This window comes from Methanopyrus sp. SNP6 (genome assembly GCF_002201895.1).
Lineage (GTDB): Archaea > JAADCQ01 > Methanopyri > Methanopyrales > Methanopyraceae > Methanopyrus.
In genome coordinates this window covers 704,133-718,029 of sequence record NZ_CP019436.1, presented here as the reverse complement: position 1 = coordinate 718,029, position 13,897 = coordinate 704,133, and the positions used below count along the sequence as shown (strand labels likewise).

10 protein-coding genes and 1 pseudogene are annotated in these 13,897 nt (G+C 55.2%); 7 read left to right on the top strand and 4 right to left on the bottom strand.

The features are described 5' to 3' along the window. Positions 1-3 precede the first annotated feature (3 nt). On the bottom strand, positions 4-4,770 hold the full coding sequence (locus BW921_RS04095) for an AAA family ATPase (protein ID WP_210400425.1): 4,767 nt from the start codon (positions 4,768-4,770) through the stop codon (positions 4-6). Between the two features lie 108 nt (positions 4,771-4,878). Here BW921_RS04095 and mptA point away from each other — a divergent pair, with 108 nt between their 5' ends. The 6 genes and pseudogenes from mptA to BW921_RS08050 all read left to right on the top strand — a co-directional run bounded on the left by mptA (position 4,879) and on the right by BW921_RS08050 (position 8,888). Further along, a complete protein-coding gene (mptA, locus tag BW921_RS04080; RefSeq protein ID WP_148688676.1) occupies positions 4,879-5,856 on the top strand; it encodes a GTP cyclohydrolase MptA in 978 nt (325 codons plus the stop codon). Between the two features lie 2 nt (positions 5,857-5,858). Next, a complete protein-coding gene (locus tag BW921_RS04075) occupies positions 5,859-6,395 on the top strand; it encodes a DUF2120 family protein (protein ID WP_088335648.1) in 537 nt (178 codons plus the stop codon). Positions 6,396-6,402: 7 nt separating this feature from the next. Then, positions 6,403-7,656 (top strand): diaminopimelate decarboxylase, encoded by a 1,254-nt coding sequence (gene lysA, locus BW921_RS04070; protein ID WP_148688675.1) that lies wholly within the window; start codon positions 6,403-6,405, stop codon positions 7,654-7,656. After that, a complete protein-coding gene (locus BW921_RS04065; protein WP_168168729.1) occupies positions 7,628-8,071 on the top strand; it encodes a winged helix-turn-helix transcriptional regulator in 444 nt (147 codons plus the stop codon). The genes lysA and BW921_RS04065 overlap by 29 nt, the downstream gene beginning before the upstream one ends. Before the next feature lie 21 nt (positions 8,072-8,092). Further along, a pseudogene (locus BW921_RS04060) lies at positions 8,093-8,779 on the top strand (radical SAM protein); the annotation flags it as partial. Next, positions 8,754-8,888 carry a winged helix-turn-helix transcriptional regulator gene (locus BW921_RS08050; protein ID WP_148688672.1) on the top strand — a complete coding sequence of 45 codons (135 nt, stop codon included), beginning with the start codon at positions 8,754-8,756 and terminating at the stop codon, positions 8,886-8,888. The pseudogene BW921_RS04060 and the gene BW921_RS08050, both read left to right, overlap by 26 nt. On the opposite strand, the gene BW921_RS04050 is transcribed toward BW921_RS08050, so the two are convergent. Beyond that, complete coding sequence (locus tag BW921_RS04050; RefSeq protein WP_148688671.1) at positions 8,839-9,534, bottom strand: hypothetical protein; 696 nt, start codon at positions 9,532-9,534, stop codon at positions 8,839-8,841. The two genes, BW921_RS08050 and BW921_RS04050, sit on opposite strands and share 50 nt — an antisense overlap. On the opposite strand from BW921_RS04050, the gene BW921_RS04045 reads away from it, so the two are divergent. Next, positions 9,521-10,459 (top strand): hypothetical protein, encoded by a 939-nt coding sequence (locus BW921_RS04045; protein ID WP_088335644.1) that lies wholly within the window; start codon positions 9,521-9,523, stop codon positions 10,457-10,459. The two genes, BW921_RS04050 and BW921_RS04045, sit on opposite strands and share 14 nt — an antisense overlap. Here BW921_RS04045 and BW921_RS04040 read toward each other — a convergent pair. Next, positions 10,456-12,792 (bottom strand): VWA domain-containing protein, encoded by a 2,337-nt coding sequence (locus tag BW921_RS04040; protein ID WP_168168728.1) that lies wholly within the window; start codon positions 12,790-12,792, stop codon positions 10,456-10,458. The two genes, BW921_RS04045 and BW921_RS04040, sit on opposite strands and share 4 nt — an antisense overlap. Positions 12,793-12,820: 28 nt before the next feature. Beyond that, on the bottom strand, positions 12,821-13,864 hold the full coding sequence (locus tag BW921_RS04035) for an AAA family ATPase (protein ID WP_148688669.1): 1,044 nt from the start codon (positions 13,862-13,864) through the stop codon (positions 12,821-12,823). Positions 13,865-13,897: the final 33 nt, after the last annotated feature.

Below are 13,897 nucleotides of genomic sequence, written 5' to 3'. Positions count from 1 at the left end.
AGGTCACCCCGCGAGGTGCTGATATTCCTCCTTCAGTTTCTCGTACTCCTCCAGCTTCTCCTTGGAGACGGAAGGTGGTACTTTCTCAACGGCTTTCTCGAAATGTCTCCGCTCCACCCGAAGCTCCTCAAGTAGTGCTTCCTTTCTGGCCTCGAGCTCTTCCTCGGTCTCTGACTCATTCTCAATCCTCTCCAGCTCATCGAGTACCTCGCGAAGCGCCAACATCGCCGCCTCCATACAGACAGCTTCGATATCGGCGCCGGTGTACTTCGCGTTCTCTTCACGTTCTCTCCTCCGAAGTACCTCGACGATGTCGTCGATAGTTAGATCTTCCGCCAGTGGCATGTCTCGGGTGTGGATCTTCACGATTTCCTTCATCGCCTCCTCGTCCGGCGGTGGTACGTATACTACCCTGTCGAAGCGGCCTGGCCTTAATAGCGCATCGTCGATGATGTCCGGACGGTTCGTCGCCGCGATCACGAAGACGTCCTCGGTAGCTTCGATACCGTCCATCTCCGTCAGCAGCTGGTTGACGATACGCTCGGTGACGCGTGAACCTCCTGCCTCGATACCGCGCTTGGGGGCGATCGCGTCGATCTCGTCGAAGAATATCACACACGGGGCAGTCTGTCGGGCTTTCTGGAAAATCTCCCTGATCCTTTTCTCCGAGTTGTGCAGCAGGACTCCTTGGCCTCCGACGAAGTTGTGGCCCAGCTTCACCTCTACAACGTCGTACACGTACTCATCGTCACGGTCCAGCGGCACGATCTCCTTGATCTTGTCGAAGTACAGGTGCCCGAGCTCCGCCTTTATGAGACCACCGTTCGTGGCGACACGATCCGAAATGTACTCGACCTCGACGTGAGCGTAGTGGCTTCCGACGAGCTCCGTCGGGATGTCGGAATGGCCCCTCGTCCACTTCTTCTTCGCTAGGAACTCCATGATCCGCTCGTTCTTTTCGGACTGCGCGAACCCGACCTTCTCCACGAACGTGCGGATGTGCTCCGACTTGGTGATCATGATGCGGTGCTCCGTGCTTCCTTTCGCGTCGTCGCACTCGTACCTGCGCGCTACGATGCCTAGGATCTGCAGCGCGATGAGAAGCTCATCGGCCAGCTGCTTGCTCACCGCGGTCGTTTCGATGATTGCAGACCGACCGTGCTGCTTCACCGAGAACGATCCGTTGCCGGTGTAATACCCGCGTAATACGGCGTCGAGCAGCTCAGGCTTCAGCGACAGGAGTGGTCCGAGTCGCTTCTCCCGAGCCTTAGTACCCAGCTTCTCGCACAGTCGCCTAAGCTCCCGACTCTTAACCCAATAGCTGTAATCACTCTCGTGGTACCGGCCTTCCCAGCCCCTCTCTCGCACTATCCGGTCAATCTCCTCGATCACTTCCGGGTCTTCACTATGTATCCTGACGGCGTCCTTTTGGTTCGTCAGGCTACCTTCCGCCACGTACAGGCCTAGCAGGAATGCCAAGTCCTCGTCGATCTTGACTCCGTCAATCTCGTCCGAGTCGCCGGCTGGAAGCCTCGCTGGCAGGACGATCCAGTCTCCCTCCGACAGTTCCGAGGTCGGCACGTCCACGATCTTGCCGTCACGGACCGTGAAGACGGAGTGATCTTCGGTGACGATGACCTCACGACCCGTGCGCGTGATGATCTTCACGAGACCGGTTCGGCGGCAGTGCCGGGCGATCCGGTCCACCTTCGACCAGACGATACCATCGTCCGCCAGCGCGGCGACTTCGATGTCCCGATTCTCCTTCCACAGCTCGTAGAGCTCCTCGATGGGTACTAGCCTAGCTTCCCCGTCGACCTTCGCCCAGACGACCTCGTCGCCCGGGATTGACTCGCCTACCCATTTACTGAGAACTTCAGGTCCTCTGACGGCGATGAAGTTGGCGTCCGACTCGTTCGCTACGGCCTTGGCGAGTAGGGTCTTACCGGTACCGGGCGGGCCGTAAAGCAGTATACCCTTAGGAGGCCTCGTACCGAGTTTCTCGTATACTTCCGGGTACTTAAGCGGGTATTCGACAGCCTCCTTCAGCTCCTGCTTGACGTCCTCGAGCCCTCCGATGTCGTCCCACGATACGTCCGGCACCTCGACGATGACTTCGCGCAGCGCCGAGGGTTCGATTTCCTTCAGCGCCTCCATGAAGTCGCGCATGGTGACCTTTAACTCCTCTCGGATTTCGGGTATCTCCTCGGCTTCTAGCACCTTTTCTAGCGCGTCGGTATACTCGACGTCTTTTTCCTCCTCTTCCTCGACTTCCCTTAGAACGCGGCGGAGCGCACGCTTTTTCTCTTCCGGAATCCTCGCGCGATCCAGACCCTTCTCCAGTACCTCCATGAGCTCTTCGTCCGACAGTTCCGAGACCCTAATAGCTACTTCTCTTTCTTCCTTTCCACCCTCTTCGGCCAGCTTGGCGCCGATCTTCCGAATCGCCCTGCGCAGAGCCTTCAGTCCAGCGCTCTTACATAGGGCCTCGAGATCCGCACCTGTGAAGCCGTGGGCGAGTTCTGCCAGCTTGTCCAGGTCGACGTCGTCGGCCAGCGGCATGTCGCGAGTGTGAATTTGGAGTATCTCCTTCCTGCCTTCCTTATCCGGAACTCCGATTTCGATTTCTTTGTCGAACCGCCCTGGTCTTCGAAGTGCGGGATCGATATCGTCCGGGAGGTTCGTCGAGGCCAGCACGACCACACGCTCGTCTTCGGACAGTCCATCCATGAGGGTGAGCAGCTGTGCGACGACCCGCCGTTCGACCTCGCCGGTCTCCTCACGCTTGGGGGCGATCGCGTCGATCTCGTCGATGTAGATTATCGCCGGGGCGTTCTTACGGGCTTCCTCGAAGACTTCACGGATTCTCGCTTCACTCTCGCCGTAATATTTGCTCATGATCTCCGGCCCGTTGATAGAGTAGAACTTCGCCCCGCATTCGTTCGCTACGGCCTTGGCGAGTAGGGTCTTACCGGTACCGGGCGGGCCGTAGAGCAGTATACCCTTAGGAGGCCTCGTACCGAGTTTCTCGTATACTTCCGGGTACTTAAGCGGGTATTCGACAGCCTCCTTCAGCTCCTGCTTGACGTCCTCGAGCCCTCCGATGTCGTCCCACGATACGTCCGGCACCTCGACGATGACTTCGCGCAGCGCCGAGGGTTCGATTTCCTTCAGCGCCTCCATGAAGTCGCGCATGGTGACCTTTAACTCCTCTCGGATTTCGGGTATCTCCTCGGCTTCTAGCACCTTTTCTAGCGCGTCGGTATACTCGACGTCTTTTTCCTCCTCTTCCTCGACTTCCCTTAGAACGCGGCGGAGCGCACGCTTTTTCTCTTCCGGAATCCTCGCGCGATCCAGACCCTTCTCCAGTACCTCCATGAGCTCTTCGTCCGACAGTTCCGAGACCCTAATAGCTACTTCTCTTTCTTCCTTTCCACCCTCTTCGGCCAGCTTGGCGCCGATCTTCCGAATCGCCCTGCGCAGAGCCTTCAGTCCAGCGCTCTTACATAGGGCCTCGAGATCCGCACCTGTGAAGCCGTGGGCGAGTTCTGCCAGCTTGTCCAGGTCGACGTCGTCGGCCAGCGGCATGTCGCGAGTGTGAATTTGGAGTATCTCCTTCCTGCCTTCCTTATCCGGAACTCCGATTTCGATTTCTTTGTCGAACCGCCCTGGTCTTCGAAGTGCGGGATCGATATCGTCCGGGAGGTTCGTCGAGGCCAGCACGACCACACGCTCGTCTTCGGACAGTCCATCCATGAGGGTGAGCAGCTGTGCGACGACCCGCCGTTCGACCTCGCCGGTCTCCTCACGCTTGGGGGCGATCGCGTCGATCTCGTCGATGTAGATTATCGCCGGGGCGTTCTTACGGGCTTCCTCGAAGACTTCACGGATTCTCGCTTCACTCTCGCCGTAATATTTGCTCATGATCTCCGGCCCGTTGATAGAGTAGAACTTCGCCCCGCATTCGTTCGCTACGGCCTTGGCGAGTAGGGTCTTACCGGTACCGGGCGGGCCGTAGAGTAGCACGCCTTTCGGCGGCTTGATCCCCAATTCTTTGAGAAGTTCCGGTCGCTTTAGTGGGAGTTCGACGTACTCCCTGATGAGCTCGATTTCCCGGTCCAGTCCTCCGATGTCGTCATATGTCACGTCCGGGATTTCCGCAGCTTTCGCGAGGTCCTCCGAGTACGGTTTGACCTCGATCTCGGTTTCGGGACCGATCACGGTGGCATCTTCGGGCTCGATCCCGACGACGAGCAGGCTGTCTGGGAACTTGATCAACACGTGTCCCGCTATTGTCTTGCCTTGAACCTCCAGCGGGATCACATCCCGGTGCGTCGCGGGAATCGGCGCCTGCTGAGCACGTGACCGTAAGTAACGCTTAATCTGCTCCAAAATGTCCTGCTCATGTTCCCGTGTCAGTTCCTCTTCGACTTCCTCTTTGAGTCCGGCTTGGACCGGAACTACTACACGTTCCGTGGGCATCAGTTCGACGCGCTTGGCGACCCTCTCTTCGGCCCGATCTACCTCGACTGGCTCGCCTACAGAGGCTCCGGCGTTCTGCCGCTCATACTTGTCCATCCTCACTATCCCTTTACCGACATCTTCCTTCTTAGCCGGCAGGACGCGTGCTACCGTGGTCTTCGACCCGGTGATTTTGACGAGATCTCCTTCTGAGACTCCAACACGATCCCGAGAGGCTTTGTCCATACGTACCGCGCGCTTACCCACGTCCTCAGGATAGGCTTTTTCTACTCGGAGCTTGATCGGCAACCCCGACACCCCAACACGATACGTTCCTCCGATTCGAACAGTGAACCGTCGTATAAACTATCGTCTATCGGATAGAGAGCGCCGTATCTCCTTGGGGGAGGGTACCCTTTGCGGTCTTGCTTTCCCGATGTTCAAAGTTCCGACCCTCAGATCCCGGCTCACCTAACCCGGGTCGGGATCAGCGGGATAAAGAAGCTCGTAAAAGTACCGCGTCGCGGAAAGCGTCCCATTGTACTCGTGTCCACGTTCAACCTGTTCGTGGATCTCCCCGCTCACCAGAAAGGAATACATATGTCACGCAGTCACGAAGTGCTACAGGAGGTTCTCGAAGAGCTTGAGATGTCGATCGAGGAGAGTGATGTCGTCATTGAAGACCTATGCTCGCGGATATCCCGAAGACTCCTGGAACGTCATGATTACGCGACGCGATCTGAGGTTTATATGACCGGCGAACTGATACTTTCCCGGCGAACTCCAGTAACGAGACTCCCGACTCAAGAACCTTACAAAATCATCGGTCGTGCGGTGTCCAAGAGGACCGATAACGGCATCAAGACTAGAAAGATGGTCGGAGCCGAGGTAATCGGACTGACAGCGTGTCCGTGTGCCCTCGAAATGATGCGCGAGCACGGTAAAGAACGCGTGAAACGCAGGTTGATGGAAGAACTCGATTTGGAGAAGGAAGAGGCGGAAGCACTCGCCAAGAAGATAGTGCATGAGGACGTGCATCCTATGACCCATAACCAGCGAGGAGTGGGGACTATACTCATCGAAGTGTCTGACGTGCACAGGGTGAGCATCAACGATATCATCGAAATAATAGAAGAGTCCATGAGCGCTCCGACTTACGAGCTACTGAAAAGGCCCGACGAGCTTAAGGTCACGTGCTCCGCGTGTGAGAACCCGAAATTCGTCGAGGATTGCGTCCGCGAGATGATTAAGCGAATTGTCAAACGGTTCGACTACCTTCCCGACGATGCTGTAGTTATAGTCCGCCAGATAAACAAGGAGTCCATCCACAAACACGACGCGTTCGCGGAACGTGTGACTACCATGGGAGAGCTAAGGAAAGAACTGGGGAGTTAATCGTGCCCGGTACTCCAATCCACATTCATCGACTCGCTAAGAGGATCATGACGGAACTTGACGCTTTCGAGGGCTCGCGGCCACTATTGGATGACGTAGACGTCCTCATAGTCCGCGGTATGAGTAGGGGTGAGGATTGGGACCTCGACGACTTGCAGGGATACCTGGAGAGCGTCCTTGAGCGATGCGACGTCGAGGTGGTCGACCAGGAATCTCCGAAGGGTAAGGAGCTGATAGAAGAACTGGGGAGGTTCGTAGCGGAGCGCATTCAGGCCCAATACGCTGACGAAGAGCCCGTTCCCGTGCGTCCCGTGGAAAACCCATTAGAGGCCGTCGACGCCTTCACTCAGGGTGAAATTTTCCTCGATCCGCTGGGCTTCGAACGTCTTAAACGCGACCTCGAAGCTCTGGGTTGTGCCGTCGCCTACACCTTCGGCCGAGCCTCGGATGACTTGGTGGTCTTCCTAGCCGCCTGGGCGGACCGGAGTGGCATCGGACCTAAGTCGGTGGAGCTACTGGTCGCCAACTTGAAGGGGTAGTCCCGCATTGATAGAAACGGAACACGTAGCGGTGGTCAAAGTCGGTGGTCGAGAACTCGACGAAATCTTGGAGGAGGCCGGTACCGGAACACCGGTGTACGTCTACGACGCAGATGCTGCTGTAGAGGCTGCCCGTGAATACCAGGAGGCGTTTTCTTGGTTCCCGGATCGCGTGTACGTATGCTACGCGATGAAAGCGAACTTCAATCCATATCTCGTCGAGCACATTATAAACGAGACTCGAGCTTCAGACGTGGTGTCACTGTGGGAGATGAAAATCGCGGTCAATTTGGGAGCAGAGACGGTGGTAGTCAACGGCAACGCGAAGTCTTCTGATGAGATCCGTGCGGCTGTGGAGCGCTCATGGGTGATCAACGTCGACTCTTTCGAGGAGTTCCAACGTATCGAAAAAATCGCGAGGCGTGAGGGTGAAAAGGCATTAGTGGCGCTCAGGGTCAACCCGAAGGTGAGTCCCGACACTCACCCTCACATCGCCACCGCGGTCGAAGGGTCGAAGTTCGGTGTCGAGCTGGAAATCGCCGAGCGAGTCTGCAGGCGAATGATCGAATCGAAGTGGGTCGAGTTCCTTGGGCTTCACTACCATATAGGCTCCCAAATCACCGATTTGGGTCCGTTTTCAGAGGCGTTGAGATCCGTCCGAACGTTTCTCGAGAACACCGGACTGATCGAGGAAATTTCGTACCTAAACATCGGCGGTGGGCTCGGGATTCGGTACCGCCGAGGTGAAGAGGTACCGTCCCCTCACGATTTGGCGGAGGAACTCAAGAAGGACCTGAAGGAGCTTCACTCCGAGTCGTCGGGGTTCAACCTGTACCTTGAGCCCGGTCGGAGTATAGTGGGGGAAGCTGGGATTCTGGTCACAAGCGTCAGACAAGTCAAACGGGGACGCCGAAAGTGGGTCTTCGTTGACGCCGGTATAAACGCCCTGATACGACCTGCTCTCTACGATGCTTATCATGAAGTCGTCGTTCACGGTTGCGATTACTCGGCTACTGAGAATGCCTCCGTGGCCGGTCCGCTGTGCGAGAGTGGGGATGTGCTAGCCGAAGACCGGGAGCTTCCCGTCGATATTTCGGAAGGCGACCTCGTGGTGTTCCTGTCCGCCGGTGCCTACTGCGAATCTATGGCCAGTAACTATAACTGCTACCCGATCCCGGGCTCAGTTGTCGTACGGAACGGTGAAATTACCGGAGTCCGAAGGGTTCAGGACTATGGAGCGTTCTCGAAAACATGGTGGTGACCTTCGGAAGCGCGTACTCCGCACACTAACGGAGAAGGGTCCGCTCTCCCGCCGTGAACTCATGGACGAGGTGAGCGGTAATCGGGGTCTCATCAGCAAGACAGTCAACGACCTCCGTGACGAGGGGCTTATCGAACCGACTCATCGCGGGTTTGTCCTCACCGAGGAGGGGTTCTTGGAGCTGGTACGACCGAGCACCGACTACGAGTACAGTAACAAACCTGTTCGATTGTCCACGGACGGTCCGGAAGTCGAGGCGTTCCTCCGCGTGATCACGGGTCGGTCCAAAACCCGGACTGGGAGCATAGTGGCGACGACTAGATGCGATATGAAATGTAAATTCTGCTATTATAACCTAGTGCGGGATCATGTCGAGCTGACACCCGAAAAGATCCTCCGCGAGGCGGAAAAGTGAGTTGAAGCGGGGAACCGAGAAGTAGTAATTCAGGGAGCTTCCCCTCACACGCTCGGTACGGATCTCGTGGAGGCTGTGGAGCTCATCAAGCTGGAACTAGGAGTCGACGTGGGTGTCGGAACGGGTCCTCTCATACCACTCGATCTATTGGAAGATCTCCAGCGCGCCGGTCTGGACTATCTGAAACTCAGCTTCTCGGGCCGCACACCGGAGGAGTGGGAGGCGATCACTGGGCGTCGTCGCGGATTTGAGGAGTTTTGGCGTGTCGTGCGATGGTGTCACGAACACGAGCTCGAGGTGACCTTCGTGGGTGGAGTTGTCGGGCTACCCGGTGTCCCTCCTGAAGCCGACGCGGAACGAATCCTGTCGATTCTCTCCCTTAACCCTAGAAAGAGGATCGTCCAATTCAACCCTGCTCAAGATCCGGCCCGTGGGCCCCTCTCGTCACCGGATAAGTTGGAATTTATATACAGGACAGTGCGATCGAAACTTCCTGAAGACGTGTTGGTGAAGAGTTGCTGTATCTCCCCAATGACGTGGTCATTACTGTATGGTATTCGAAAATACTTGGACAAAGTGGTGTGTATGCTCGGAATAGAATGTCGGGAGTACGATGGCTGCCCCTTCACCGGCCGCGTGCTGGAGCAGCGGATCATGAACGAACTCTACGAGAGGGGGGTCCGTGAGTACCGAAGAACTCGCCCGTAGACTCCGGATCGCTCGTAGCAGACTCAAACGTCGACTCGAGTCGATGGAATCCAGGGGACTTATTCGTCGGACTGAGAGAGGCTGGACGATCGCTCGGAGAACCTTTTGAGCTCTTCCCGAGGATTGTTTGTTCTAGGAGAACCTTGGAGTCCATGCGCGCGCAGGACTTCCTTGACTGTGTGCTTGTCGGGTCTTATCTCAACCACCTCGAATCCTGCGAGCTCCAAGATTTTCCGGGTCTCGGCGTAGTATTTCTTGTCGGTGGCCAGCATGGCGATGATCGGAATCTTCAGAGCCCGTGTTAGACACCACGTAACCATTGTTACCGAGAACACCACGAATTCATCGATTAGGGGAAGTCGTCGGACTTCGCCATCGATCACCGCGTCGCCCACTACTGCGGCATCGGCGGAGATCAGCCTCCTAGGACCCACCACACGTAGAGTGTTGACGAAAGTTTTAAGTATGGAAACGGGCAGGTTTCTACTGAAAGTCAACACCACCGGGACTGGCTTCTCGCAGGCCGCCATCGCCGTCGTGGATTTCCCACTTCCAGGCTCTCCTACGAGCACGACATTTCGCCCTTCCCTTACGAGCCGCCGTACTAGCTGGATATACCTAGTTTCCACGACTTCGTTCGGCTGCCCGGACCACGGCTCCGTCCGGAAGGTTTCCGAATGATCTTTATCGGCGTTGACTTCCTCAACGACTGCATCCAATAGGGTGGGGAGTACCTTCATCATGTACGCGAACATTGAACCTCTACTCTCGGCGTTATCACGTGAATTCAACGTCAACTTCGACGTGATCCCCGTAGTTGAAGATCGGAGCACTATCCGAGTCTCCTTGCCCGATGAAACTATCGAAGTTTGCGTCAAAAGACCTTTCATGTCACCCTTCCTTAAATCACTAGCCCACTTGGCTAAAATCGCCGATGATGAACTCTCCGGCCTCGAAAGGTTCGAGGTGGTTGAAGGAGACGACAACAGTTTAGACCTTAGATTTGTTGGCACTTCCGGAGCAGTCGATGTGAAGATGATCGCAGAGACCGCGATCCCGACACAGTTTATCGCTCAGCTGATGCGATCTGGGATCAGAAAGTTCCGAGTGACGCATAAGACGTTTATGACGAGGAAAATGGACGACGAAATGGCCGTGATAAGTTTCGTGGATGACCGCCATTATGACACGTACAAGGAATATATTGAAAAATTGAAAGAACTCGAAGTCAGTTGCGCGGTAGGTTGGGTCAATTCATTGGGCTGCGAGGCGTTCTTTCCAAAGAGTGTTGAGTCCATTTTGGAAAATTGGCATAGCGTAGAAGCAGCGTCACAGATGATTCACGCTGGCGTGACTGAGGTCGTGTTGCTTGAACATAACTACTCGAAGTACCTATTCCGTGAGTTCCATACAAAGTTCCGTCGTAGTTGGGAAAAGGAAGGTATCTCGTACCGAGCTCCGCTCGGAGAACTGTATCCAGACTATGTTAACGACATCATTTTAGCTCATAACTTCCTCAGAAGCTTAAGTATGGACGTACGTGGTATGATTAACGTGAGCTTGCACCGTGATAGGATGGTAGTAAAAACGAGCAGGCGTGAATGCTCGGTATGGTACGAGGATATCCGAGAGGATGCCATGGAAACAATGCAGGCAGTGGAGCGGGCGTTAGTCGGTTAGTCTGAGATCATGTCAACGAATTGACGGAGTTTCTCGCGAACACCTTCACGGTCCCTTGGATTAACTTGGACTACTCCACCGTCGAATTCTTCTGTTATGCGTTTGAAAATTGTTGGTCCCGTGTGTTCGAACTCGTCTTTAATCAGTAGCGCATACAGTTCAATATCGTCGCGATCACTTAGCAAGTTTCTGATCCGAATGAAATCATCATGCATGAATATCGCATCCGTTATGTAGATAACTTTGCATTTGTCGTGATCCACGCTTTCTAGTGAGTCCAGTACTCTGATCAACGGTTTTACGGGATCGGTACCACCTCCGGCGGGTATCCCTAGTATCTTCTCGATGAGTTTCCTTCGATTGATCACTTCTTCGAAGTCCTTAAGTTGATGGACCTCCGATCTGAACGCCCACAGGCCGACGTTTTCTACTCCCACGGTCTCGAACAGGGCTGCCGCTAGCGTCGCGGCGACCTCCATCTTGTCCCCGCTCATAGATCCGCTCGAGTCGAGCAGGATGGCTACCTTAGGTTCGTCCTTGTTGCGGAACTCGCGGCGGTACAGCGTGAGTGGGACGTTCTTGAAGCAACCCTCTTCTAAGCTACGCTCGAAATCCACGTCGTACGGGAAATCGGCTCTATCGAAACCGTACAGCCACCCGAAGTGCGCTTTAGCTTCTCCCTCTTCGACGTCCTCGAACTCGCGCGATATCTCGTGACCTTCATCCAGGATCTTCAGCGATTCGCTCTGTAGGATCTTGAGGAACTTCTTGCGCTCCGGGAACGATCGGTCGATCGCGAAGGCTGGATCTCCGCCCTTACCGACTCCTGAGGCACTCTCCGTCGGTATCGGACCACTCTCCCCATCGGTCGGTTCTTCTCCTTCCTCGGATACTTCCTGGGATACGAACGAAGGCGACTCAGAGGCGCCGACTGAAGGTCCTCCACTGTCACTCTCATCTTCTCGCCCTTTCTCCGGTTCATCTTGCAGGTCTTGAAGGACCTCCTTTATCTTCTCCTTAAGTTCCTCCGGTACGTAATACCCATGTTCCTCGGCTCGTTTTAGCTCTTCCAAAACTCGTCGAACTGTATCTCGCCCTACGTCTTTCGCCCACTCTTCGAGCTCCCTCATCGTGGATCTCAGTAGGTTCCTCACCTGCTGACGGAATTGGTCGTCGGAGAGGTTAGGGATCGATTTTATCATGTCGTTGGCCTGAACTGTGCTCAAGAGTGGGTTCCTGAACTTACCACGTCGCTCGATACCTTCGACCACGAACTGAGCCTGCTCTAGTGATGCCGTGTAATCCGATGGGTCTTGGCCGGCTTCATCCTTGACGTGGTTTGGATCCATAGGAGCTCCACGACGGTACGCCTCAACGGGATCGGACGACGGCCCTCGTTCGGTGAGTTGTCGTTCTATCGCCCTTTCGAACATCTTAGCGGCTCGCTCCCATCGGTCATTAGCGGCTTGGATAGCCTCGGAGACGCGCTTAGCGCGCTCCAGGGCTTGCTCAATACCCACTTGTTCGGCGAGTTCGTTGAGTCGTCGGGCGAGCTCCGAAAACATCTGTCGTGCCTGCCGGTTGAACGCCTCGTCCGAGAACGCCTTCTCAAGTTCCTCTTGATCCGTCGAGTACGAGTCTGAAGCGTGCGGCGAGGCTATGGCTTCGACCTTACTTTCGATAGGCGACCCTAGTCGGTTGAGAACGTCTAGTCTGCCCTGCTCAGCTAGTTTCTCGATCACCGGACGTGGGATGTGCTGCTGAAGGAGACTTCCTACCATCTGTTCGTCGGTAATGTTCTCAAGCATGCGCTTCTTCTCGGGCCCGAAGATGGCTGTCTTCAGTAGGTCCATGATCGCCTCGTCGGATAGCTGCGAACCGAACGTCTCGATAACACGTTCGAGATCTTCTCGGCTTGGTTCTTCTCGAATATCTCCTTCATCAACAACGTCGACCAGTGACTCCAGCTCTTCACGAACCTCCTCGCTAGCGTGTGGGATGAACTTACTGAGTGACTCGACGGCCTCTTCGTCAGCTTCCTCCCTGAACAGAATCTTGGCAAGTTCTTCCGCTACGATAGCACGTGCCACCATCACGCGTTCGTACGCATCGAGCGGCTTCTTGTAGCCGTGCCGGGCGAAGTGTCTGATCGCCATGTCTACGAACGTCTGGAGATCTATGGAGTCACCATCCGCTAACACGGTCAGCTTCCGGAAAAATCCCTCAGGTAGGTCTGGTGGGGCGTGGACATCACCTCTACGCTTTAGTCGCTCCATAAGCTCTCCTACAACTTCGGTGGCCTCTTCCAATCTGATTTCGGTTTTGAAGGTCAAGGCTGCCTTTTCACCCGATTCGGGTTAGTCAGGACTTAAACACGGGTTTGAGTTTCTCCTTGATCTTACGTTCTAGGGCGTTCCTTCGGGCCTCGAACTCCTCGGCCTTTTCAGAGTCTAATAACATATCGCCTAGGATCTTATTAGCCACATTCCTTGCTACGGTGTCCACGTCGTATCCCATTTTAGTGCCTACAGCGACCGTCTGCGCCACGTCCTTAGCGACGTCCACACCTTTACCCATATCTTTGATCAGAGACGCTAAATCTTCCAATACTTCCTCGGCCATCTTGGTCAGCTCGATGATCTGTCGGGCCGACTCGATGGCTATGCGTTTGTAAATTTCGACGTCGTATTCGCCCCACGGGACGAGTTCAACACGCCTCAGAAGAGCTTCGTCGAAGTTAGTAGTACCTTTGCCTTCTGGGTTTAGTGCACCTATTCGCATTATGGCCCCCGTTTCCCCGAAATCGATTGGGGAGTGCGGGATGTAGATGACTTCAGTGTCTTTCTCGAAGATGTGGATGAGTGTCGGTATCATATAACCTGGGAACCGGTTAACTTCGTCGATGAAGAACAGACACGCTCCACGGCGTCGAGCGTCGTTCACCACGTCCTTGAGGTAGCCGCCTACGTAAATGAATTCCTTAAGTGCTTCAATGACCTCCTCGTACTCCATACTTCCGACCTCGGTGTACTCCTCGGCGATCTTATCGGCAACCGGGAGGGCGGCCACGTCGACACCTCCTATGAACTCCTGCTCCCGCGCCTCCTGGTGACCACGCATGACCACTACTGGGACATCGTACAGCTCTCCGATAAGACGGACGAGCTTCGTCTTACCCGTGCCCGGAGGACCGACGAGCAAGACGGGGGTCTGTTCGACTATCAGCGTCATGTACATGGCTGCGAAGTCGCGCCGATGTTCTTCGTCGAAGAAGTATCCATACTCCTCAAAGTCTTCGATAACCTTATATGGGTCCTTCGGAAGCCTTACGAATCCCTCTTCGCCTTCGAATATTATCCAATCATCTTCGATAGTAACCTGAGGTCGCATGATGATCTTACTCAATATGAAACCCCCACTTCGGGAACCGCCCAAGAG

Excerpts from the sequence above, each read along its gene's own strand:
- BW921_RS04050 (WP_148688671.1), bottom strand. The coding sequence starts at position 9,534 with ATGTTCGCGTACATGATGAAGGTACTCCCCACCCTATTGGATGCAGTC.
- BW921_RS04045 (WP_088335644.1), top strand. The coding sequence starts at position 9,521 with ATGTACGCGAACATTGAACCTCTACTCTCGGCGTTATCACGTGAATTC.
- BW921_RS04065 (WP_168168729.1), top strand. The coding sequence starts at position 7,628 with ATGGAGCGTTCTCGAAAACATGGTGGTGACCTTCGGAAGCGCGTACTC.